The sequence below is a fragment of the Pseudomonas gingeri genome (genome assembly GCF_013385635.1).
Taxonomy (GTDB): Bacteria; Pseudomonadota; Gammaproteobacteria; order Pseudomonadales; family Pseudomonadaceae; genus Aquipseudomonas; species Aquipseudomonas gingeri_A.
Genome location: NZ_JACAPR010000019.1, coordinates 19,446 through 41,886, shown reverse-complemented (window position 1 = coordinate 41,886; position 22,441 = coordinate 19,446). Strand labels below are relative to the sequence as shown.

Genomic DNA, 22,441 nt, shown 5'->3' with positions numbered 1-22,441 from the left:
CTCAGAAATTCGCCGTCAGGCCGACGCCGACAGTTCGCCCGGTGCCGATTTTCACGGCCTGGACCGTCGGGCTGTAGTAGGCGCCCATGGCTTCATAGCGCCGGTCGAACAGGTTGTTGCCGAACAGATAGACGCCGTAGTCCTTGTTCTGCCAGCCGACGCGGGCATTGGTCAGGTCATAGGAGCCGAGGTAGAAGGAGTTGGCGACGTCCGCCGCGCGCTTGTCGAGGTAGTGGTAGTCAACGCTGCCATAGAGTTCGCCACTGAGCGGTACGCCCCACTGTTCGGCCGGCACCCGGTAATCGAGCCCCAGGTTGGCCGAGTACTCCGGCACATTGGGTACCTGGTTGCCGCTGGTGGCACCACGGGTCAATGCAGTGACCGACGCCTGGACGTTCTTCAGTTCGGCATGGGTGTAACCCACGCCGGCGTTCACGCTCAGGCGTTCGGTCAGCTTGAGCCGGGCCTCCAGCTCGGCGCCCGCCGAGTCGTAGTCCACGGTCACCGGCTGGTAGTTGACGCCGTTGTAGACGTACAGGTGGCCGTCCTTGACGTCGTTGTAGAACAACGCGCCGTTGACCGACAGTCGATCCTCCCACCACAGGCTCTTGAACCCCAGTTCGTAGGTCCAGCTCTTCGACGCGTCGAAGGACTGTTCGTCGCGACCAAACGGAATGTTCGAAGAGTTCCAGGAATAGTCCGCGCCGACCACGCCACGCCCGGCGCTGAAATAGGTCATCAGACTGTCGGACCAGTCGTAGCTGAGGTTGGCGCGCCCCGTCAGGAAGTTATCCGACATCGAGGCGTTCTGGCGGTATTGACTGACGGTGCCGAGGTCGCCACCGCTGTAGCGGTAAGAGGCCTCCTTGCCTTCGTGGGTCCCGCGCAGGCCGAGGGTTGCCTTGAGACGCTCGGTCAGCGGCACGGTCGCCTCGCCGAACAGCGAATAGCTGTTGGTGCTGAAGTCGTTCTTCTGCTGGCCGCTGAACACGGCGAAACGCGGTTGGGTAAAAGCCTCGCCGTCAGTGTGGGCGGTAAATTCCGAATGCCAGAGATTGACCCCGGTCACCCACTGCACATAGCTGTCCTCCAGGGACGCGAGGCGGAACTCCTGCAGGTAGGCGATATCGCGCAAGGTGCCGCGATAACGGTCGGTATCGCCGTTGAACGCCGATTGCGGCAGGCCGGTCAGAGCCGAGTACAGCACACCGTCGACCATGTCCATGCGCTGGCGGAAAGTCGAATACTGGATGCTCGACAATGACGTCAACTGCGCCCAGTCCAGATCGTGGGTCACCCGCAGGTTGACCGCCGAGCTTTCCCGGCTGAAGTCATTGCGCGGATTGAGGCCGCTGTCCGGCGTACGTCCGTTGCGCAGGATAAAGCGCGGGGCATCGTCGTCGTTCTGGTTGTAGGAGAAGGTCAACAGTGCACGGGTGTCATCGCCGGGTACGAACAACAGGGAACCGCGCAGGGCACTGATCTGGCTCGAACCGTCCTTGCCGCCGGAGGCCCGGTTGGATATATCACCGCCCTGCTCGCTGTAGCGCATCGCCAGGCGCCCGGCGACGTTGTCGCTCAAGGCCTCGTTGCTGATCAGTTCGCCCAGGGCATAACCGCGACTGCCGCCTTCGACCCGGACCGATCCTTCATGCTCGAAGGACGGACGATTGGGCACCACGTTGATCGCCCCGCCCTGGGTGTTGCGTCCATACAGGGTGCCTTGCGGACCACGCAAGACTTCGACCCGCTCGATATCGAGCAGCGCCGGCGGCACGCCATAGGCAGACACCGGCACTTCGTCGACGTTGAAAACGATGGAGGTGTCGTCGGCCGACAGCGGTGAAAACGAACCGACCCCGCGGATATTGCCGGAGTTGCTGTACTGGCCGCCGGACTCCATGTAGTTGAAGTTGGGCACCTGCCGCGCCAAATCGGCATTGCTCGACGCCGGGGCGATGCTCCTGGCCTGTTCCGGCGTGATCACGCTCATGCTGACCGGGACCTGCTGCTCGGTTTCCTCGCGCTTGCGGGCGGTCACGGTGATGCTTTGCAACTCCAGGGCGGGTTCCGGAGTCTCCTGGGCCATCGCCGAAGACGCGCTCAGGCCTGGACTCAAGATGACGCCATACACAAGGCCCAGAGCGGTTCTACCCTTTAACGACTGCCACATTGAACCGCTTCCTCCCTGAACCGTTGATGGTGATTTTTACGAATAAGATGCAATACTATTTACAGGCTGAACAAATAGTCAATACGCTGACCACATAAATAATGCCATCCACAGGCAACCTGCACGCCATGCGAGGCGTGCAGGTCAGTCAGGCCATGGAAGAGGATAAAAACGCGGAGGCAGGTCCTGGCGGCAATCCGCAGCTCAGCGTTTCGGCTCGCTAAACATCTCGCACAGGCGGCTCATGCACACCGAACCAACCACCGCGAGAATGATCGGCACCAGGAAGTCATGGTCGATCCGGGTGAATTCGGCCACCAGCACAATGGCGGTGATCGGCATGCTCATGGACGCGGCCAGGAACGCCGCCGCCCCGACAATGGCAAAGGCCCCCAGCGGAATGCCGGGCCAGGCCAGGCTCCACAGTCCGCCGAGGATAATCGCCAACAGCGCGCCAATGGCCAGTCCGGGGGTCAACAGCCCGCCTTCGGCACCGGCACGCAGGCTGCTGCTGGTGATCAGCACCTTGACCACCAGCAGCAGCGCCGCCAGTCCTATGCCCAATTCGCTGTCGAAGCCCAACTGTGCCGGCCCCTTGCCGTTCCCGAGCACCTGGGGCAGGTAGACGGCGATGCAACCGATCAGAGTGAAGTTGATCACTGACAACACCGGCAAGCGCCAGCCACGGGCGGCGGCGGCCCGCGCCCGGCCGGTCAGCCGGACGAAACCGTGGGCGGCCAGGCCGAACAACGGCCCGGCGATCAACGCCCAGGCCAGCAATCCGGGGGTCAGCGGCAACGCCGGCACCACGTATTGCGCCTGTGCGCCGAGACCGATCCAGGCGACCCCGGCCCCTATCGCCGAGGTCGCCAGGGCCATGATCGCCGCCGGCCAACTGAAGGTGCCGAGCAATACTTCAAGGACGAAGATCGTCCCACCCAGCGGCACGTTATAGACCGCCGCCAGTCCCGCACCGGCGCCACAAGCGATCATCAGCCGGTGGGTATCGGCCGGCAGCCCGGCCTTGCGCGATAACCAGGCGCCCACCAGGGCACCGATTTCCCGGGGGGCGACTTCGCGGCCCAGGGGCGATCCCAGGGCCACGGTGAAGATTTGCAGGAGCGCGTGGACCAGCGTGGTTTTCGCCGGCATGTCCGGTGCGGCCGGCGAGACCGCCTTCTTGATGCTCACCAGGGGCCGCCCGAAACGATAGACCGCCCACCAGCCGAGGCCGGCTACCAACCCGCAGAACGCCAGGACCAGTACCCGCCGCTCGGGTGATGCACTGCTTACCCCGATCAGGAAGGTTTCATGGCTGGTCAGGCTGTCCTGGCCATAGCCGTACGCCAGGTGCTGGACGGCGTGCAGCAACATCGCCAGCAGCATGCCACCCAGCCCGGCGCCGATCCCGGTCAGGACCACCACGCAGCCAAGGGCCAGGAGCTGACGGATTCTTGAGGGGGTGTGCAGCGCCAAGGTGTGTTCCGGCAAAGCCATTCGAAACTCCGCGTAGTCAGGTGCGCAAGAGCCGGATGGCCGCAAGACGCTCGTCCGTGAGTATGTAACCTGGGCGGTAGTCTGCAAATCCCGCGGCCCTTTTGCGTCAGGCGCGGTTCAGGAAAGAGGAAAAACGTCACTGCAAACGGACAATGGAGAGAGATATCGAAGCTGTTTGATCGTTCCCACGCTCCGCGTGGGCATGCAGCCCATGACGCTCTGCGTCACAAAGCGGACACGGAGCGTCCAGTGAGGCGTTCCCACGCAGAGCGTGGGAACGATCGATAGTCAGATAACACCGCAAGCCATGCGTGCACCGCCACCACCCAGGGGCATTGGCATGTCCATATGATTGTCGCCGCCTTCATGGAACATCAATGCGTGTCCCTTGATCTGCGAGATTTTCTGCAGACGTGGCGCCAGGACCGGATAGTTCGCGATACCGTCGGCAGTGACGTACAACGCTGGCAGATCACCCAGGTGCCCCTTGCCGTACGGGCCCAGGTGCTTGCCGCTCTTTTCCGGATCGAAGTGGCCGCCGGCGGCCAGCCCCGCAACCTTGACGCCATCCTTCACCCCGGCCTCGCAACTGCCGTTTTCATGCACATGGAAACCATGGATGCCAGCCGGCAGACCCTTGAGGTTCGGGGTGAACAACAGGCCGTATTCGGTTTCACTGATGGTGACACTGCCAATGGCCACCGGGGCCTTGTCGGCACTCACCAGGTTCATCGGTACTTCAAGAGTAGCGGCCTGGGCATAATTGAATGCAAGTGCACCTGCAAGGGCCAACCAACGATATGACTTCATACGTGCTCCGATTTTCCAAGGGGACAGTATCTATAGACTGGGAAGGTAACTTGCTTGTCGTGCGCCAATTGCGCATGGCACCAAGGGTTACTGCGCTGGCATACTAATACGGAGAAACTATCGAAGTGATTGAAAATAGCCATTGAACTCATAGTTATTTTCCGTCGAATAAAAGCCCGATGTCAGGTGTTATATAACTCCAGTTATCTAATCGATAACTCTAAAGAGTTTACTGTCAGATATTTATTTCCATGAGATGAAGGAATATTCATTGGTCCGCGGTTGTTCACCTTGGGTATGAATGCCCTCTGTGAGACACCACCCCCCGGAGCCAGTGATGACCAATCCTTTCGTAAAAAGAACCTATGTGCTGATCGCCGGTGCCTGGCATGGTGGTTGGGTATGGCGCGATATCATCCCCGCCTTGCGGGCGCTTGGCCATGAGGTCAGTGCACCGACCCTGAGCGGGCTGGGTGAACGCCGGGACGGCGCCCATGATGACATCGACCTGAGCACGCATATCGACGACGTGATCGCCCACCTGGACATGGAAGGCTTGCAGGAGGTCACGCTGGTCGGCTGGAGTTACGGTGGCATGGTAATCAGCGGTGTGGCCGAGCGCCTGCCGGAACGCATTACCGGCATGATCTACCTGGATGCCATGGTGCCGGAGGATGGCAAGGCCCTGGTCGACTACTTGCCCGTCGAATCCCGTGAGGCCCTGATCGAACTGACCCGCGACGGCTCGTCGATCCCGCCGATGCCCCTGGAGCGCTTTGGCGTGCACCAGCCCGAACTCATCGAGTTCCTGACTCCGCGCCTCACCGCGCAACCCTGGAGAACCTTCTTCGAGCCCGTGCGCTGCGGTCCCCTGGCCGAACACATAGCTGTCGGCTATATCCGCTGCTCGGGCTACGACGCACCGCACTTCCAGGAAACCTATGCCAGGATGCAACTACGGCCCGGTGTCAGCACCGCGCAAATCGCTACCGGCCACATGTGCATGCTGAGCGAGCCGCAACGGACCACCGAGTTGCTGGCGAATCTGCTCTAGCCAGGCTTTTCCGCGGAACGTGACAGGGTATTGCATGCCAGTTCATCGCGCAGCTCGTCAATCAGACGCAGAGCGTCCTCGCGCTGCTGCAGATCGCTGAGTGCAATGCCCGCCACCATCAGGTCGACCCGACCGGTCTGGCGGTCATAGACCCGTACGCTCAACGAGGCGTCACCCAACACACACTCACAGGCCAGGGGCGCAAAGCCTCTTTCGATCAGAGTGCGTAGATCCATCAGAGAAAACACCGGCGTTGTCCTGTACCCGATTGGCCGCGAAGCGGGCGCCCCGCCCACCTCGTCAGGTCACCATCCTAGGAACACCAAGGCGTCGGAATAAACCCGAATATGCACTGGTGGCACTGGTGCATTTGCACCCTCAGCCCTTCGACCGGCTGGTGAACAGGCCACGCTCGCGGGCCCAGACGATCGCCTCGCTGCGGCTGTGCACGGCAAGCTTGGAATACACCGTTGCCACGTGATTGCGCACGGTGTTGGGCGCCAGTTTCAGGCGTGCGGCGATTTCCTTGTCGGCCAGGCCCTCGCAGATCAGTTCCAGCACATCGCGCTCGCGGGGCGTCAGTTCGGTAAAGGCAACGCCCGGCAGCTTCGGCAGACTGACGTTCTTGACCGTTGCCAGCTTCTCGATCAGCTTCTGACTGAACCAGGACGCGTCCTGCATAGCCGCCTCGATGGCCGTCACCAGCTCCAGCTCGGAACGCTTGCGCTCGGTGATATTCATCAGCACCAGCAGATAACAAGGCACGTCCTGGATCACCACGCTGTCGGCGGACAGGGCGCAATCGATCAGCTCATGGTCCTTGCGGCGGATCTTCAGGTCGAGATTGTCCAGGTTGCCGGCAGCCGCCAGCGCGGCGAACACCCGTTCGCAGACCTTGTCGTCTTCGAAAAAACCGGCCTCTTCAACCGTCTGCCCCAGCAGCTCCGGCGCCTGGTAGCCGCAGGTGTTGAGGAAGGCCTCGTTGACGTCGAGCAGTTGCCGGCTGGTGGCGGCACACACCAGGGTCGGCACCGGTGCCAGGCGAAACGCCTTGGCAAAGCGCTCTTCGCTCTGGCGCAGGGCGATTTCGATCTTGCGCCGGGGCTCCAGGTCCATGAAGGAAAACAGCATGCAGTCTTGCTCGTTGATATCCAGCGGCTGGCCGGCGACGATCACCAGCTTGCTGTCGCCTTGCGGCAACTTCAGCTCGGCCTGCATCTGCGGGATGGTCGCCCCCTCCCCCAGTCGCTGGATCGCCAACTCGCGGCGCTCGGCATTCTCCAGGACATCCAGCTCGTAGACGGAACGACCGATCACCTGCTCGCGGGCATAGCCGGTCATTTCCAGGAAGCCCTGGTTGACCTTGATATAACGCAGGTCGCTGAGGCGGCAGATCACCGCCGGTGCCGGATTGGCGCCGAAAGCCTTTTCGAAGCGCTGCTCGGCGCTGGCCAGTTCGGTCGCATCGCTGATGATCAGCACCAGGGATTCCGGCTCGCCGTCGCGATCGGTCAGGATCATGCTGCGGATATTGTGCACCCAAGTACGTTCCGGGTCGGCTTCGGGTGTCACCTCGACCAGCACATCGCTGAAGGTTTCACCGTTGGCGACCCGGGCAATGGGATAGCTGTCGGCCCCCAGGGGATGGTGGTTGCGGTAACGCAGGGCGAAGCGTTCACGGTATTGCCCGGCATTCGCGCCCAGCTCGCCGACCTCACTGACGCCGTGCATGGCCAGGGCGGCCTCATTGGCCCAGAGAATGCTCTGGTCGACTTCGATCAGGATCACCCCGTCGGACAGGCCGGCGATGATCTGCTGCAATTGGCGGCGGTTGGTTTCGGTGGCGAGGACAGCCTGGCTCATCGTTTATCCCGAGGTCCTTGAAAACGCGGCAGCCGGAGATTTATCCGGCCAATGCGATATCTGACCCCGGGCATTTGCGCAAGTGCAGTCGAAGGCCGATCGTTCCCGCGCTGAGTTGATCGTTCCCACGCTCTGCGTGGGCATGCAGCCCGTGACGCTCTGCGGCACACAGCGGACGCGGAGCGTCCCGTGAGGCATTCCCACGCCGGAGCGTGGGAACGATCGGTGGTCCTCTCCAGCTCAGGGTTTCAGCGAAGTGCTGATCCAGTTCGCCAGGTCCTTGACCTCGGGACCGCTGATGGTATGCCCGACGCCTGGATAGGAATGAAACTGCGGCTCGATGGACAGGGTCTTGAGGAACGCCAGGGCGTCGGTCGCGCCGGCATAGGGCACCTGCGGATCGGCGGTGCCATGACCGATAAACACGCCCAGGGCCTGGTAGCCCGGCGGCGTCTTGACCTGCGTCCGCACCACCGGCAGCACCCGCCCGCTCAAGGCAGCGATACCGCGCAGCACTTCGGGGTGTCGCAGCGCGACCTCGTAGGTCATCATCGCGCCCTGGCTGAAACCCACCAGGAACACCTTGTCCGGCCGGGTGTGGTACTTCTCGGTGACCCGCCGGATAAAATCGGTCACGGCCTCGGCACTGAGCTTCAGGTCATCGCTGTTGCCGTCGTACTGCGCGACATCGGTACGCTTGTGAAACCACTGGTAGCTGCCCAGGTCCAGCTCCAGTCGACCGCGTATCGACAGCACGGTGTAGTTGGCCGGCAGGTCGTCCTTGATGCCGAACAGGTCTTCTTCGTTGCTGCCATAGCCATGCAGGAAAATCACCAGCGGCTGGTCGTGGGTATCGGCGCTGGCCTGCTCAAGGTAGGTCAGCGGCATATCCGCGAGCAGCTCGGGTTGCGCCTGTGCCAGGGAGCAGATCAACAGCAATGCAAGGGCCAGGGGTCTGAACATGTTCCGTCCTTTCGGGTGGTCGGGCTGCGGGAGCGCCAGAGCTTAACATCGCTCGCCCCGGCGGATCGTTACAACAGGAAGCGGTCGGTGACATTGCGTCGCTCGTTGTCGTCACGCATGTCGTAGCCCGCCGTGGTGGCGATATTGGCGTGGTGCGCCAGCTTCTGGGCAATCGACACGTCGTACTCCTCGATCACTCGGGTGATGAAGGAACGCCGGAAATCATGGGGCATGATCTCGACCCCGACCTGCCGCCCGCGCTGTTTGGCAATGAAGTAGATCGCATGCTTGGTCAGGCGTTCACGGGTGATGTGATGGCCGCGACGAATGCGGTTGAACAGGAAGTCATCGTCGGCGACGCCATCGGGCAACTGCTCACGGCGAAACTTCAGCCAGGTGTCGAGTTTGTCGAAGGCCCAGGCCGGGGCGAACTTGATCAGTTCGCGGTTGCCCTTGCCCGTGACCCGCAGGCTGCGTTCGGCCCTATCGACCTGGCGCAGTTCGATATTCACCGACTCGGATTTGCGCATGCCGGTGCCATAGAGAATCGCGATGATCGCCGCGTCGCGCAGGCCCTGGGGTCGTGGATCGGCGGCGCAGACGTCCATCAGGTCGCGGATCAGTGTGCGCCGCAGATTGCGCCCCGGGCTCAGGCGTGAACCGCCGGCCGCCTTGACCGCGCGGATCTTCATCAGTTGCTCGGGGGTGATCAGGTCCTGTTGCCAGGCCTGGTTCATCACCCCACGAATGGCATTGACGTACAGCGACGAGGTATTGGGGGCAAAACCGTCTGCACGCAAGGCCGCCACCAGCGCGGTGATATGCGCCGGTTGCAGCTGGTGCCAGGCAATCTCGTCGATCGGTATGTCGTCCAGGCCCAGGCGATCCGCCGCATCCTGCAGCACATAACGCATGGTCTGCCGACTGGAAGGCGCCAGCCGCGCCAGGTACAGCGTAACCGGAGGGCTGACCTCGGCCAGCCGGCCGGCGGGCGCAATCGGGGGTGGATAAGACAAGACCTTCGCTCGGGTAGAACAAGAAGCCGCCATTATAGCTCACTGTATAAGCATACAGCTTAATTGTATTGCTCTTGCCGACGCCTTCGCTGGCAAGCCAGCTCCTACAAGGTTCCATTGTGTCTGCATGATTGTTGCAGGAGTGGGCTCCTCAAGGTTCCATCGTGTCTGCATGATTGTTGCAGGAGTGGGCTCCTACAAGGTTCCATTGTGTCTGCATGGCTGTTGTGGGAGCGGGCTTGCCCGCGAAGAGGCCATCCCAAGCACTACAAAGGCTGGCTCAGGACTCGGGAACCCCCTGCTCCCACACCGACCAGTTGCCAGTGATTGCCTGCACCAGCGGGTTGCCCGCGCGGTAGAGGTTTTCCAGGGCCGGGGCAAAACCGCCCTGCTCGGCGTACTTGAGCAAGTTGTCGACGTCGCTGTAGCCCGGGTAAGGCCGGTCGAAGTTCGATCCCGCCCGCACCACCGCCAGGCGGTTGATATCCACCCGTCCGGCCCGGGAAGCTCGCAGCAGGGCTTCATAGGTGGAGTTGTCCTCTTGCTGGGTGGTGAAATAGCTCCCCTGGTTGTCGGTCAGCAAGCGGGTCCAGGCTTCCGCACGCTCGCCCAGGCGCGTCCCGGAGAACCAGGTGCTGCTCGACGCGGTATCGCCACGGGTCACCCGCGGCGGCTGGTTGGCCGGCGCCCATGGGTACTTCGCCCGCCATGCCGCCGATTCCTCGCTCTCGCTCAGCACCACATGCCGGGACAAGGCGAACGCCCTGGCCTGCAACGCCGGATTGAGTTCGAAGACTTCGGTCTGGTAGTCCAGCGGCGGTTTCTCGTCCGGCCCCTGGGTGTTGATGCCGATATAGCCGGTCGGCCAATGCTCCGGCGCATCCCGCGAGTCTAGCCCCCACTGGGTGCCGAACTCCACCAGGTAGCGCGCCCAGGCGGCTGTGCCGAGGGTGCCGCGGTGCGGATTGATCCCGGCGATGCCGGCGACCAGGAAATAGGTCTGGCGCAGGTCGAACTGTGTCGACAGCGCCAGGGCCAGCACCGACGCCGCGGCATTCGTCTGGCCCATGCCGGTCACCAGCAGGCAGGTATCCCGGTCGTTGCAGAGGATGTTCGGGTATTGCGCGCTGAGCCCCGGTACCGGGATTTCACGATCCAGCGCCAGGCGCTCGATCCAGGTCTGGGCCTCGGGCGCGAACATGGTGATCAGCATGACCTTGGGCTTGATCGGCGCCTCGGCGGTGGACGACATCATCGAGCGCATTGAGCCTCCGTTGAAAGGATTACGAGTTTCATGCGCAACATGATACCTGCCACACCGTCGGCGCCGATAACCGATGTCGAAGGTTTTGATCGTTCCCACGTTCGGCGTGGGAATGCAGCCCGTGACGCTCCGCGTCACCTGTAGAGCGGACGCGGAGCGTCCATTGAGGCGTTCCCACGCGGGAGCGTGGGAACGATCATTCGGGGGTTATTTGATCGTTCCCACGCTCGGCGTGGGAATGCAGCCCGTGACGCTCCACGTCACTTGTAGAGCGGACGCGGAGCGTCCAGTGAGGCGTTCCCACGCGGGAGCATGGGAACGATCATTTGAGGGTTATTTGATCGTTCCCACGCTCAGCGTGGGAATGCAGCCCGTGACGCTCCGCGTCACTTGTAGAGCGGACGCGGAGCGTCCAGTGAGGCGTCCCCACGCGGGAGCGTGGGAACGATCATTCGAGGGTTATTGAGGGGCTAGTTGCCGCACGATCTTGTCCTTCACCAGCAGGCGCTTCTCCTTGAGTTTCTTCAGTTCATCATCCGCCGCCAGGGCCGATTCGGCTGCCAGTACCCGTTTGTCGATGTCTTCATAGTCGTTGAGCAGCTGATTGAGCTTGTTGTCCTGCGCCCTGCGCTCCTTGACCTGCTCCCGGGTCAATTTCAGGTCTGCGAACAAATCGTGCTTAACCGGCATATCGTCACCTCTGCGGCTGATGGCTGTTCGGGGCGTTACCTTTAAGCAATAGCACGCCCCGGAGCCGATTGCCTCACCGCGCGGCCTTGCGGCGACGAATCCACAGCCACGCCACACCGCCCAGCGCCACCAGGGCGGCCACCAGCAACACCGCCTTGTAGGGGCGCAGGGCCGAACGCACGCTGTTCAATGGCTGGGTCAGGTAGCGCTTGTTGGCCTTGTCGAACTTCGGCTCCTGGCACTGCTGGCCGAAGTTCGCTGCCCAGCTGACATAGGGTCCCTGCTCGACATAACGCTGGTAGTACCGGATTTCCTCGTCACTGCCGGCGACCCAGCCGGCGGCCTTGCACAGCACTGCGGCAAAGGCCTGGCTGCTGCGGGGCAACTGGTCGGCGGCCTGGTTCGCCAGATCCGCGGCGATCCAGCGATAGTGATAACGCTGGTTGGGTTTGGCCTCGCTGCCCTGCTGGCGCTGTACCTCGGCCGCTTCCAGGAACGGCCCCGGTTTCACCTCGACGGTGCCCAGGCTATAGCCGCCGCCCAACCAGCGATAATCCGGTGACATCTCGTAGCCGAGGATCTCCATCCCCGACTTGCGCGCCAGGCTCGCCGCGGCGTACAGCGACTCGGCCCGGCCGGTGGCGGTCCAGCGCGATGCGGCGTCCTGGCGATCCTTGCCGTAGAGCTGGGCAGCGGCTTGCAGTTGCGGGCTGTCGAAATAGGCCGGGGCCTCGGCGTAGCGCCCCTCGCGCAGCAGGCGCCGTCCCAGCAGCTCACGCAACTGCGCGGCCACCGGACGCCGGACATAGTTGTCCTTGTCTTGCGCCGTGGCCGGCGGCGGTGCCGGCACATGGGCATCGACATAGGTCTTCAGTTCATCGAGGGTCAGGACCCGCTCGGCCACGGTGGCTGCGTCGGGCCAGTAGATATCCTGGCTGCGATAGAGCTGGTCGAAGGCCTGCAGGTAGTCGCCGCGATCCAGGGCCAGGATCGCGCTTTCACCCTCGACCCGACAACCGGGCTGGACGCTCTCGAAAGACCAGTCCGCGTTGCGCCGTGGCCCCCAGACCTCGTCCTTGGGGAACGCCTCGGCGGCCTTGGCATAGGCGGCTGCCGCCTGGACCTTGTCGCCGTCGCGCAAGGCCAGCTTGGCCCTCACCCACCAGGCCAGGCCGCCATCACCGGCATGTTCGAGATAGGCCTTGGCGGCGGTAAAGTCACCCTTCTGATAACTCAGCGCCGCCAGGCGATCGGCGTTGTCGAAGCTGTCGCCGACGCTGGCCAGCAGCAATTGGGTCAAGCGTTGCTCCTGCGCCGGTTGCTCGTCGAAAAACCAGCCGACGCGACTCAACAGGTAGGCCGTGAACAGCTTCTGCACCGTCGGGTGCTGCAATTGCTCCTTCAACTGTTCATCCGGCAACGCCACCAGCTCCGTGGCCACCTGCTTGAGCGAGGTATAGCCGGAGCCGGAACCCAGGCGGCTCTGGCTGGCATACAACTGCACGGCACTGTCCCAATCACCGTTGAGCTTGGCCAGGCGAGCTTCTTCACCGAGGCTGGCGACGCCCAGTTCCAGCGGATCGCTGAAATCCCCGGTGCTCAACTCACGTGCCTGCTGGAACGCCAGGCGCGCTTGAGCCAGCAGCACCGACGCCGTCACCTCGGGGTCGGCACTGGCCTCGGTACTCAAGGCCACCAGGGCACGCCCCAGGGAATAGGCCGCCCAGGTGCTGCGCAGCTTGCGCTGCTCGGCCGGCAGCGCGAGGACCTTGCGGAAATACTCCGCCGCCAGGGCCTGATTGCCCGCGTCGAAGGCCACCGCGCCGGCGATATACAGGCGCAATTCGTCCGGCAGGTCCGCCCCCTGGGTTTCCACCTGTTGTGGGTCCTGCAACGTGCGCAACTGCACGACCTTGGCCCGCAGGTTCTCCGGCAGCTCGCCGGCCTCGACCTTGTCGCGCTGTTCGCGGTAGGGCCGGGTGTTGTCGTCGCTGTCCCAGTAGGGCCGCAGCGTGGCATCGGTGGCAGCCTTGAGACCGGCAATGGTTTGGCCGAGACGGTTCACCTCAAAGGCGAAATTGGTTTCCGGCAGTTCGGCCAGGGATTGTGCGCGGTCGTCGAGCAGCCGCAACGGAAAGTCCGGACCGCAGGCCAGCGCCGATCCGAGCGGCAGGCTGAGGGACAGGCACAGCAGGTGCCGGGGCCAGTTACGGGTAGACATTCCAAGCTCCTTGATCGATTCGGGTACAGCGTGCCCAGCCGAGCACGCGTTGGCCGCCAGCGGCAATGCGCGCGCTGGACCGGCGGGTAAAAACCAGATGTCGTGGCGTTTGCTGCAAGGTATAGCCATTGAGTCCGTCGGCGCCATCACATTGCTCGACCGTCAGTTCAATCCGTTCGGGTAGCGCCCGGTCGAGATTGCCGACGTTGTCAAGGCGTATGTCGTAGAGGCCATCCCGCGCCGACAGTTCAACCCGCCACTGACTCGCCAGGACCTCGCCACGCGCCACTGCGCGCAAGGTGGTCAGGCTCCAGGCGCGACGATCGCCCGGCAGCGGCAGGCGAAACCAGATCAGTCCGGCCAGGTGCGCGGGCGGTTTTTCGCGCAATTGCCCGACCAGGGTCGCCAGTTGTTGCGGATCGGCCAGCAGTTCGCGGCGCTCGCCGCCCCGGTTCAACGGCGTTTCGCTTTCCACCACGGGCGCGCCTTCGCTGTCCGGCAGCAAGGCCATGCCATAGGCCGGCAGGGCCAGGTAGAACGGCTTGTCGCTGATCCTTCCCCAACGCTCGGCCCAGTCCCTGGCCTGGCCGGGATTGAACAGGCCCAGTCGCGGATTGCTCACCGCATGGACCTGCAGCACACTGCTGTCGACCGCCTGCAACAAGGCCGGCAACTGCGGGCTGTCGAGCCAGGCCGGCAAGGCGGTGATGCTCAGCTTCAACGAAGGCGGCAACTGGCTGCGCAGCTTCAGCAGGAAGTCGCTATAGCCGGGCAGGCGCGCGCTGCCGCTGTCATGGTCGATTTCCAGCCCGACCGGCATCACCCCACCCGCCTGCCAATCGGCCAGCAGTTGCGCGATCTGCGTGCGCGCCATGTCCGCATCGAGGCTCGGCAACTGGCCGTCCAGGCGCACCACCGCGATCACCGGGCGGCCATCGGCCTTGAGCTGCGCCAGGTTGACCAGCGCCCTGCTCCACCCGGCCCGGGGCTGGGCCTGCAGCGCCAGCACCCGCAGGGTCGAGAAATCCGCCCGGCTCCGGGCCAGGGCCTGCTCGTGGGCCGGCCGCCACTGGCGTTGCCAGACATAGAGTTGCTGGTCGAGGGGCCTTGGCGGCTCGGGCTGACAGCCGAGCAACAGTCCCGGCACCAGGCAGACAAGCAACCAGCGAAAGTACGACGTGACGGGCATACAGTCCTTTGTCGGGCGCGTTCGGGCGCCGTTTCGAGGCGCAATATTACCTCAACGCCCTCTGCCCCGGAGGGTCATTTCTCCTGCCAGCCGCCGCCCAGGCTCTGGATCAGCGCGACACTGCCCTGGGTCAGCTGGCCCTGGGTATCGCGCAGGGTCTGTTCGGTCTGCAACAGGATCAACTGCTGGGTCAGCACGCCTTGCAGGCTGACGGTGCCGGCTTTCTGCTGCGCCTGCTGGCTGCCGAACAGCTGCCGGTTGCGCTGGTAGATCTGCTGGTAGGCGTCGGCCTGGGCCTGCAGGTGGTTGAGCGTCGAGAGGTTATCTTCGACATTCTGCAAGGCACCCAGCACCGTGCCACGATAGTTGGCCACCTCCTGGTCGTAGCTGGCCTCGGCCTCGCTCAGCGCGGCCTTGCGCGCACCACCGTCGAACAGGGTTTCGGCCAGCGCCGGGCCGACGCTCCAGATCCGGTTCGGCAGGGAGAACAGGCCGCCCAGGGCACTGCCGCGGTAACCGACCTGGGCCGTCAGGTCGAGATTGGGATAGAAGGCTGCTTCGGCGACGCCGATCTTCGCATTGGCCGCGGCGGCCGCGCGCTCGGCGGCCACCACATCCGGACGCCGCTGCAACAGCCCGGAGGGCAGGCTCAGGGGTGTCGGCGGCAACGCAAAGGCAAAGCTGTCCAGCGCCGCCAGGCTGAATTGCGCCGGCGCCACCCCCACCAGCACCGCCAGGGCATGCTCGAATTGCTCGCGGGAACGCTGCGCGGCCTGCAAGGCAGCAACCACACTGGTCAGTTGGTCCTGGGCCAGCAGCAACTGGTCGTTGGACGCCGTGCCCTGGGTGTATTCGGTCTGGATCATCGCCAGCAACTGCTGGTTGATCCGTTGTTGCTGCTCCAGCAGGCGGATATCGATATCCAGCTGGCGGATGCCGAAATAATTGCTGGCGACACTCCCGCCGATGGACAAGCGTACCCCGGCCAGCAGCGCATCGGACGCCTGGGCCGAGGCCTGGCTCGACTCGATGCCGCGGCGGACCTGGCCCCACAGGTCCGGCTCCCAACTGGCACCAAGGGTCGCGCTGACACTTTGCTCGACGCCAGCGCTGGAAACACCCGAAGTGCTGCCGCTGCTGCCGGAACTGCCGCCCACCCCACGGGAGCCGGACAATCCGGCGGTGATCGTCGGCCACAGTCCCGCGCGGCTGGAAGCCACCTGCGCCTGGGCCAGGCGATAGGCCGCCTCGGCGGCGACAATCGACTGGTTGGCCTTGGCCGCGCGGGTCATCAGGTCATTGAGGATCGGATCGTGATAGCCCAGCCACCACTGGCTGTCCAGCGCGCCCTGGGGATTGGCCACCGCCCGCTGCCATTGCGCGCCCTCCTTGAACGCCTGCGGCAGTTCGATCGGTGGCTTTTGGTAATCCGGCCCGACCATGCAGCCGCTCATGCTCAAGCTGAGCAACAGGACCAGGCAAGGGACACGTCGACCCGTCATCATGCTTCAAGACTCCTTGCTGCGCCGGCGCAGCCGCTCGGAAGCGCTGTCCAGCCACAGGTAGATGACCGGCGTGGTGTACAGCGTCAGCAACTGGCTGAGCAGCAACCCGCCGATAATGGAAATACCCAGGGGCCGGCGCAGCTCCGAGCCGTAGCCGCTGCCCAGTACCAGCGGCAAAGCGCCGAGGATGGCCGCCAGGGTGGTCATCATGATCGGTCGGAAGCGGATCAGGCACGCCCGGTGAATGGCCTCGCGGGCACTGAGCCCGTGCTGGACCCGCTCGGTAATGGCGAAGTCGATCATCATGATCGCGTTCTTCTTGACGATCCCGATCAGCAGGATCACCCCCACCAGGGCGATGATCGACAGTTCGGTGCCGGTCAGCAGCAAGGCGATCAGCGCCCCGACGCCGGCCGAAGGCAGGGTCGAAAGAATGGTCAGCGGATGCATCAGGTTCTCGTAGAGAATGCCCAGCACGATGTACACCGACAGCAGCGCCGCGACGATCAGCAACGGCTCGCTGGCCACCGACGACTGAAATACCTGGGCCGTGCCGGCAAACTGGCCGAGCACGCTGGCGGGCATGCGCAGTTGTGCCACGGCGTTCTCCACCAGGGCGGTGGCCTCGCCTATGGAGACGCCAGGGGCCAGGTTGAACGAGACCGTCACCGCGGGGAACGTGCCCTGGTGGGCAATGGAAATAGCCGTGCGCTGGATAGCGGTATCCGACAGCGCCGCCAGCGGCACCAGGGTCGGGCTGACGGTCGCCAGCGGTGTCGCCGTTGCGTTCTTGCCGCTGCTCGCCGGCCCGGTCGGTACATAGATCGACTTGAGCGTCTGCGGGTCGCTCCAGTACGGTGGCGCCACTTCCATCACCACATGGTACTGGTTGGCCGCCTTGTAGATGGTCGAGACCTGACGCTGGCCGAAGGCGTCATACAGCGTCTGGTCGATATTGCCGATATTGACCCCCAGCCGCGCCGCGGTATCGCGGTTGATATGGATATTCGCCAGCAGGCTGTTGTCCTGCTGGTCGGTGTTGATATCGGTCAGTTGCGCCAAGGTGTGCAGCACCGCGACGACCTTGGGCACCCACTCGTCGAGGCTGTCCTGGTCATCGGCGGTCAGGGTGTACTGGTACTGCGCCCCGCTCTGCCGGCCACCGACGGTGATGTCCTGGGCCGATTGCAGGTACAGGCGGGTGCCCGGCAGGTCGCCGAGGGCCTTGCGGATCTGCGCGATCACCTGGTCGGCGCGGTCCTGGCGCTCGCCGACAGGCTTGAGCGCGATAAACAGCTGGCCGCTGTTGATCGCCCCGCCACCGCCTCCGCCGCCACCGATAAAACCACCGACGGTCTGCACATTCGGGTTGTGCGAGGCAGTCTGGTTGATCTTGCTGAAAGCCGCCTGCATCGCATCGTAGGAAATGCTCTGAGGCGCGATGATGCTGCCCTGCAAGCGCCCGGTGTCCTCCTGGGGAAAGAACCCTTTGGGCACCAGCACATAGAGCACGCCGGCAAACACGATCACCAGCACCGTCAGCAAACCCATCAGGGCCGGATGTCCGATCACCCAGCCCAGGGTCCGGCTGTAGAAGCGGTGGAAGCTCGAATCCGGGTATTCGTGATCCATCCCCGTAGCCTGTTTCGGCCGCAGCAGCACGCTGGACAGCATCGGCGTCACGGTCAGGGAGATCAGCATGGAAATCAGGATCGCCACCGACAGCGTGATGGAGAACTCGCGGAACAGGCGCCCGACGATCCCGCCCATCATCAGCAACGGGATAAACACCGCGATCAGCGAGACACTGATGCTCAGCACGGTGAAACTGACCTCCCGCGTCCCGGCCAGCGCCGCCTGCAGGCGACTCTCGCCGCGTTCGAGGTGACGCATGATGTTTTCCACGATGACGATGGCATCATCCACCACGAAACCGGTGGAAATGGTCAGCGCCATCAGCGACAGGTTGTTCAGGCTGTAGCCGAGGAAATACATGGCGCCGAAGGTGCCCAGTAGCGACAGCGGCACGACAATGGCCGGCACCAGGGTGCTGCGCCAGTCGCGAAAGAAGCCGAAGGTCACCAGGGTCACCAGGAAGATCGATGCCAGCAGGCTGATTTCCACATCGTGCAACGAGGCGCGGATGGTGGTGGTGCGATCCAGCAGGATATTCAGCCTGATCGAAGCCGGGATCGACTCCTGCAGGAACGGCAGCGCGGCCTTGACCGCATCCACCGTCTCGATGACGTTGGCCCCCGGCTGCTTGAACACCACCAGCAGCACCGCCGGCCGGCCGTTGGACAAGCCGAAGTTGCGCAGGTCCTCGACGTCCTCGTGGACATAACCGAGGTCGGCGATATGCACCACGTCGCCGTTGTTCTGCCTGACCACCAGCGGCGCGTAGTCCTCGGGCTTGAACAGCATGTCGTTGGCGCCGATGCCATAGGACTGGTTGCCGATGGCCAGCGCGCCCTTGGGCAGGTTCGAGTTTGACGCCGTGATCGCCCCGCGCACCTGCTCCAGGCTGACGCCGTAATGGTTGAGGCGGTCCGGGTTGAGTTCGATGCGCACCGCCGGCAGCGCGCCGCCGCCGACGGTGACATCGCCGACGCCGCTGGTCTGCAGCAGTTTCTGCTCCAGCAGGGTCGAGGCCACGTCATACATCTGGCCCGGCGTCGCACTGTCGGAGGTCAGGCTGATGATCATGATCGGCGAGTCGGCCGGATTGACCTTGCGATAGGTCGGATTACCCGACAGATCGCTGGGCAGGCTGCTGCGCGCGGCGTTGATGGCGGCCTGGACGTCGCGGGCGGCGCCGTCGATATTGCGACTGAGGTCGAACTGCAGGTTGATACGGGTCGAGCCGAGGTTGCTCGACGAGGTCATCTGGGTCACCCCGGCGATCTGCCCGAACTGCCGCTCCAGCGGGGTCGCCACCGAAGTGGCGACGGTATTCGGATCGGCCCCGGGCAGCGAGGCACGGACGCTGATGGTCGGGAAATCCACTTCCGGCAGCGGCGCCACCGGCAACAACAGGAACGCCAACAGGCCGAACAAGGCCAGACCGACCGCCAGCAAGGTGGTGGCAATCGGACGCTGGATAAAGGGCGCGCTGATATTCATGGCGATCAGCCCTCAGCCTCGCTACGGCGCTTGCCGAAGCGTCGTTCCAACTGGTTCATCGCCAGGAAAATCACCGGTGTGGAAAACAGCGTCAGCAACTGGCTGAGCAGCAGTCCGCCGATGATCGCGATACCCAGCGGATGGCGCAGTTCCGAACCGATGCCGCTGCCCAGGGCCAGCGGTACCGCACCGAACAACGACGCCATGGACGTCATCAGGATCGGCCGGAAACGCAGTTCCGCCGCCTGGCGGATCGCCGCCACCGGATCCAGGCCCTCCTTGCGCTGCAATTCCAGGGCAAAGTCGACCATCATGATGCCGTTCTTCATGACGATACCGATCAGCAGGACGATGCCGATCAGGCCGATGATGTCGAACTGGGTCCCCGTCACCAGCAAGGCCAGCAAGGCACCCAGGGCCGCCGACAGCAGGGTCGAGAGGATGGTCACCGGGTGCACGAAGCTTTCGTAAAGAATACCCAGCATCAGATACACCACGACAATCGCCGCCAGCACCAGGAACACCTGGTTCGACAGCGAGGACTGGAAGGTCGCCGCCGCGCCTTCGAGATTGGCCTGGACCGTCACGGGCAGGCCGACATCCTGTTCGATCCGCGCCAGGCGCGTCACCGCCGCGCCCAGGGTCTGTCCGGGAGCCAGGTTGAACGAAATGTCGGCATAGGGGAACTGGCCCAGCCGGTTGATGGTGATCGGCGTGCGGATCACCTGCTGGGTGGCCATGCTCGCCAGGGGCGCGACCGCACCGCTGCTGGTGGTGACATACAGCCCGCTCAGCAGGTCGGCGAGATTGCGCGGCGGCCGGTCGCTGGCCATCACCACGTGATACTGGTTGAGCTGGGTATAGATGGTCGAGACCTGGCGCTGGCCGAAGGCGTCATACAGCACGTCGTCGATGGCCTGCGGCGTCACCCCCAGCCGTGACGCCGTGGCGCGGTCGATGGTGATCTGGATCTGGTTGCCGAACTGCAGCGCCTGGCTTTGCACATCGCTGAACAGCGGATCCTTGCCGATGGCCGCCAACAGCTTGGCGGTCCATTGCTCCAGCACTTGCGGGTCGGTGGCCTGCAAGCCGAGCCGATAACTGGTGGTGGCTATCGTCGCATCGAGCGTCAGGTCCTGCACGCTGTGCAGGTACAGGCGCACCCCGGAGTCGTCGGCATTGGCGTCGGACAGCCGACGGATCACCGCCGCGGCACTATCGCGCTGGTCGCGGTCCTTGAGGTTGATCAGCAGGTTGCCCTGGTTGATGGTCGGGTTGGTCTGGTCGATCCCGACAAAGGACGACAGGCTCGCCACCGCCGGGTCCTTGAGGATGCGCGCGGCCAGCTTCTGCTGCTGCGCCTGCATCTGCTGGAACGACACGGTCGGCGAACCCTGGGAAATCCCCTGGATCAGCCCGGTGTCCTGCTCGGGGAAAAAGCCCTTGGGCATGATCACGATGATCAGCAGGGTCAGCAACGCTGTAAACACGATGGACAGCAGGGTCAGGGTGCGGTGCAGCAATACCCAGTCCAGACCGCGCACGTAATACCCGTTGATCCGGTCGAAAAAGTCCGGGCGGCGTTCCCCCGGGTGGTTGCGCAGCATGCGCGAACACATCATCGGCGTCAGGGTCAGGGAAATCACCGCGGAGATCACGATGGTCACCGCCACCGTCATGGCGAATTCGCGAAACAGCCGGCCGACCACATCGCCCATGAACAGCAGCGGGATCATCACCGCGATCAGTGCCACCGACAGCGAGACGATGGTGAAGCCGATCTGCGCCGAGCCCTTGAGCGCCGCCTGCAACGGCGTGTCGCCCGCCTCCAGGTAACGGGTGATGTTCTCGATCATGACGATGGCGTCGTCGACCACGAAGCCGATGGCGATGGTCAGCGCCATCAGCGTCAGGTTGTTCAGGGAAAAACCCAGCGCGTAGGCCACCGCCAGGGTGCCGACCAGGGTCAGGGGCACGGTGACGGCGGGAATCACCGTGGCCGGGACATTGCGCAGGAACAGGAAGATCACCAGCACCACCAGCACTACCGCGACCGCCAGTTCGTACTGGACATCGGTGACCGAGGCGCGAATGGTCTGGGTGCGGTCGGTCAGTACGCTGACTTTCAGGGTGCCCGGCAGGCTGGCGCGCAGCTTGGGCAACAGTTGCCGGACCCGGTCGACCACCTGGATCACGTTCGCTCCCGGCTGGCGTTGGATGTTCAGTACGATCGACGGCATATCGTTGGTCCAGGCCGCCTGCCGGGGGTTTTCCGCGCCCTGCACCGAACTGGCGATCTGCGCCAGGCGGATCGGCGCGCCATTCTTGTAGCCGATTACCAGGTCGCGGTATTCGTCGGCTGACTGCAACTGGTCATTGGCACCGATGGAGAACGCCTGGAACTTGCCGTCGATATTGCCCTTGGCCTGGTTGACGTTGGCCGTGCCGAGAGAACCGCGCAGATCCTCCAGAGACAGGCCAAGGCTGTTCAGTGCCGACGTATTGGCTTCGATCCGCACCGCCGGACGCTGGCCGCCGCTGATGGTGACCAGCCCGACGCCGGAAATCTGCGAGATCTTCTGGGCCAGGCGGGTATCGGCCAGGTCTTCGATCCTGGTCAGCGGCAGGACATCGGAGGTCAGCGACAACGTCAGCACCGGTGCATCGGCCGGGTTGACCTTGCTGTACACCGGCGGATACGGCAGGTTGGCCGGCAGGAAAGTGCCGGCGGCGTTGATCGAGGCCTGCACTTCCTGTTCGGCGATATCCAGCGACAGCGCCAGGTCGAATTGCAGGGTAATCACCGAGGCGCCGTCGGAGCTGGTGGAACTCATCGATTTGAGGCCGGGCATTTCGCCGAACTGGCGCTCCAGCGGTGCGGTGATCGAGGAACTGATCACATCCGGGCTGGCGCCCGGGTATTGGGTGAAGACCTGAATGGTCGGGTAATCGACTTCCGGCAACGCCGAGACCGACAGGAAGTGGTAGCCGAGCAGTCCGATGAGGAAAACGGCAACCATCAGCAGCGTGGTCGCGATGGGGCGTTCGATAAAGGGACGTGAGATGTTCATGG

Annotated in this window: 15 protein-coding genes; 1 reads left to right on the top strand and 14 read right to left on the bottom strand. The window is 63.8% G+C overall.

Annotated features, from left to right (window positions below):
* Position 1: 1 nt before the first annotated feature.
* From HX851_RS23945 to sodC, 3 genes are all read right to left on the bottom strand, one after another.
* On the bottom strand, positions 2-2,119 hold the full coding sequence (locus tag HX851_RS23945) for a TonB-dependent receptor (RefSeq protein ID WP_177066046.1): 2,118 nt from the start codon (positions 2,117-2,119) through the stop codon (positions 2-4).
* Positions 2,120-2,377: 258 nt separating this feature from the next.
* Positions 2,378-3,670: a chloride channel protein gene (locus tag HX851_RS23940; RefSeq protein WP_177056937.1), complete on the bottom strand. Its 1,293-nt coding sequence runs from the start codon at positions 3,668-3,670 to the stop codon at positions 2,378-2,380.
* A 288-nt stretch (positions 3,671-3,958) separates the two neighbouring features.
* On the bottom strand, positions 3,959-4,480 hold the full coding sequence (gene sodC, locus HX851_RS23935; RefSeq protein ID WP_177056938.1) for a superoxide dismutase family protein: 522 nt from the start codon (positions 4,478-4,480) through the stop codon (positions 3,959-3,961).
* A gap of 337 nt (positions 4,481-4,817) precedes the next feature.
* Here sodC and HX851_RS23930 point away from each other — a divergent pair, with 337 nt between their 5' ends.
* Positions 4,818-5,534 carry an alpha/beta fold hydrolase gene (locus HX851_RS23930; protein ID WP_177066045.1) on the top strand — a complete coding sequence of 239 codons (717 nt, stop codon included), beginning with the start codon at positions 4,818-4,820 and terminating at the stop codon, positions 5,532-5,534.
* Here the strand turns inward: HX851_RS23930 and HX851_RS23925 are convergent.
* The 11 genes from HX851_RS23925 to HX851_RS23875 all read right to left on the bottom strand — a co-directional run bounded on the left by HX851_RS23925 (position 5,531) and on the right by HX851_RS23875 (position 22,439).
* The gene (locus HX851_RS23925; protein ID WP_177056940.1) at positions 5,531-5,770 is read right to left on the bottom strand and encodes a DUF1652 domain-containing protein; all 240 of its coding nucleotides are present in this window, start codon (positions 5,768-5,770) and stop codon (positions 5,531-5,533) included. The genes HX851_RS23930 and HX851_RS23925 overlap by 4 nt on opposite strands.
* Positions 5,771-5,912: 142 nt before the next feature.
* Complete coding sequence (locus tag HX851_RS23920) at positions 5,913-7,397, bottom strand: helix-turn-helix transcriptional regulator (RefSeq protein WP_177066044.1); 1,485 nt, start codon at positions 7,395-7,397, stop codon at positions 5,913-5,915.
* A 240-nt stretch (positions 7,398-7,637) separates the two neighbouring features.
* On the bottom strand, positions 7,638-8,360 hold the full coding sequence (locus tag HX851_RS23915; protein WP_177066043.1) for an alpha/beta hydrolase: 723 nt from the start codon (positions 8,358-8,360) through the stop codon (positions 7,638-7,640).
* Positions 8,361-8,428: 68 nt separating this feature from the next.
* Entirely contained in the window at positions 8,429-9,409 is a 981-nt protein-coding gene (locus HX851_RS23910; RefSeq protein WP_370590638.1) for a site-specific integrase, read from the bottom strand.
* 247 nt (positions 9,410-9,656) lie between these two features.
* Positions 9,657-10,640: a purine-nucleoside phosphorylase gene (locus HX851_RS23905; RefSeq protein ID WP_177066042.1), complete on the bottom strand. Its 984-nt coding sequence runs from the start codon at positions 10,638-10,640 to the stop codon at positions 9,657-9,659.
* Between the two features lie 459 nt (positions 10,641-11,099).
* Complete coding sequence (locus HX851_RS23900; RefSeq protein WP_017127230.1) at positions 11,100-11,330, bottom strand: DUF465 domain-containing protein; 231 nt, start codon at positions 11,328-11,330, stop codon at positions 11,100-11,102.
* A gap of 73 nt (positions 11,331-11,403) precedes the next feature.
* Entirely contained in the window at positions 11,404-13,551 is a 2,148-nt protein-coding gene (locus tag HX851_RS23895) for a hypothetical protein (protein WP_177066041.1), read from the bottom strand.
* Entirely contained in the window at positions 13,538-14,740 is a 1,203-nt protein-coding gene (locus HX851_RS23890; protein ID WP_177056947.1) for a DUF3142 domain-containing protein, read from the bottom strand. The genes HX851_RS23895 and HX851_RS23890 overlap by 14 nt, the downstream gene beginning before the upstream one ends.
* Positions 14,741-14,814: 74 nt before the next feature.
* On the bottom strand, positions 14,815-16,245 hold the full coding sequence (locus HX851_RS23885; protein WP_256262833.1) for an efflux transporter outer membrane subunit: 1,431 nt from the start codon (positions 16,243-16,245) through the stop codon (positions 14,815-14,817).
* A 3-nt stretch (positions 16,246-16,248) separates the two neighbouring features.
* Positions 16,249-19,368, bottom strand: a complete 3,120-nt coding sequence (locus HX851_RS23880; RefSeq protein WP_177066040.1) for an efflux RND transporter permease subunit — start codon at positions 19,366-19,368, stop codon at positions 16,249-16,251.
* A 5-nt stretch (positions 19,369-19,373) separates the two neighbouring features.
* Positions 19,374-22,439 carry an efflux RND transporter permease subunit gene (locus HX851_RS23875; RefSeq protein WP_177066039.1) on the bottom strand — a complete coding sequence of 1,022 codons (3,066 nt, stop codon included), beginning with the start codon at positions 22,437-22,439 and terminating at the stop codon, positions 19,374-19,376.
* Positions 22,440-22,441: the final 2 nt, after the last annotated feature.

Excerpts from the sequence above, each read along its gene's own strand:
- HX851_RS23940 (WP_177056937.1), bottom strand. The coding sequence starts at position 3,670 with ATGGCTTTGCCGGAACACACCTTGGCGCTGCACACCCCCTCAAGAATC.
- sodC (WP_177056938.1), bottom strand. The coding sequence starts at position 4,480 with ATGAAGTCATATCGTTGGTTGGCCCTTGCAGGTGCACTTGCATTCAAT.
- HX851_RS23930 (WP_177066045.1), top strand. The coding sequence starts at position 4,818 with ATGACCAATCCTTTCGTAAAAAGAACCTATGTGCTGATCGCCGGTGCC.
- HX851_RS23925 (WP_177056940.1), bottom strand. The coding sequence starts at position 5,770 with ATGGATCTACGCACTCTGATCGAAAGAGGCTTTGCGCCCCTGGCCTGT.
- HX851_RS23920 (WP_177066044.1), bottom strand. The coding sequence starts at position 7,397 with ATGAGCCAGGCTGTCCTCGCCACCGAAACCAACCGCCGCCAATTGCAG.
- HX851_RS23915 (WP_177066043.1), bottom strand. The coding sequence starts at position 8,360 with ATGTTCAGACCCCTGGCCCTTGCATTGCTGTTGATCTGCTCCCTGGCA.
- HX851_RS23910 (WP_370590638.1), bottom strand. The coding sequence starts at position 9,409 with ATGGCGGCTTCTTGTTCTACCCGAGCGAAGGTCTTGTCTTATCCACCC.
- HX851_RS23905 (WP_177066042.1), bottom strand. The coding sequence starts at position 10,640 with ATGCGCTCGATGATGTCGTCCACCGCCGAGGCGCCGATCAAGCCCAAG.
- HX851_RS23900 (WP_017127230.1), bottom strand. The coding sequence starts at position 11,330 with ATGCCGGTTAAGCACGATTTGTTCGCAGACCTGAAATTGACCCGGGAG.
- HX851_RS23895 (WP_177066041.1), bottom strand. The coding sequence starts at position 13,551 with ATGTCTACCCGTAACTGGCCCCGGCACCTGCTGTGCCTGTCCCTCAGC.
- HX851_RS23890 (WP_177056947.1), bottom strand. The coding sequence starts at position 14,740 with ATGCCCGTCACGTCGTACTTTCGCTGGTTGCTTGTCTGCCTGGTGCCG.
- HX851_RS23885 (WP_256262833.1), bottom strand. The coding sequence starts at position 16,245 with ATGATGACGGGTCGACGTGTCCCTTGCCTGGTCCTGTTGCTCAGCTTG.
- HX851_RS23880 (WP_177066040.1), bottom strand. The coding sequence starts at position 19,368 with ATGAATATCAGCGCGCCCTTTATCCAGCGTCCGATTGCCACCACCTTG.
- HX851_RS23875 (WP_177066039.1), bottom strand. The coding sequence starts at position 22,439 with ATGAACATCTCACGTCCCTTTATCGAACGCCCCATCGCGACCACGCTG.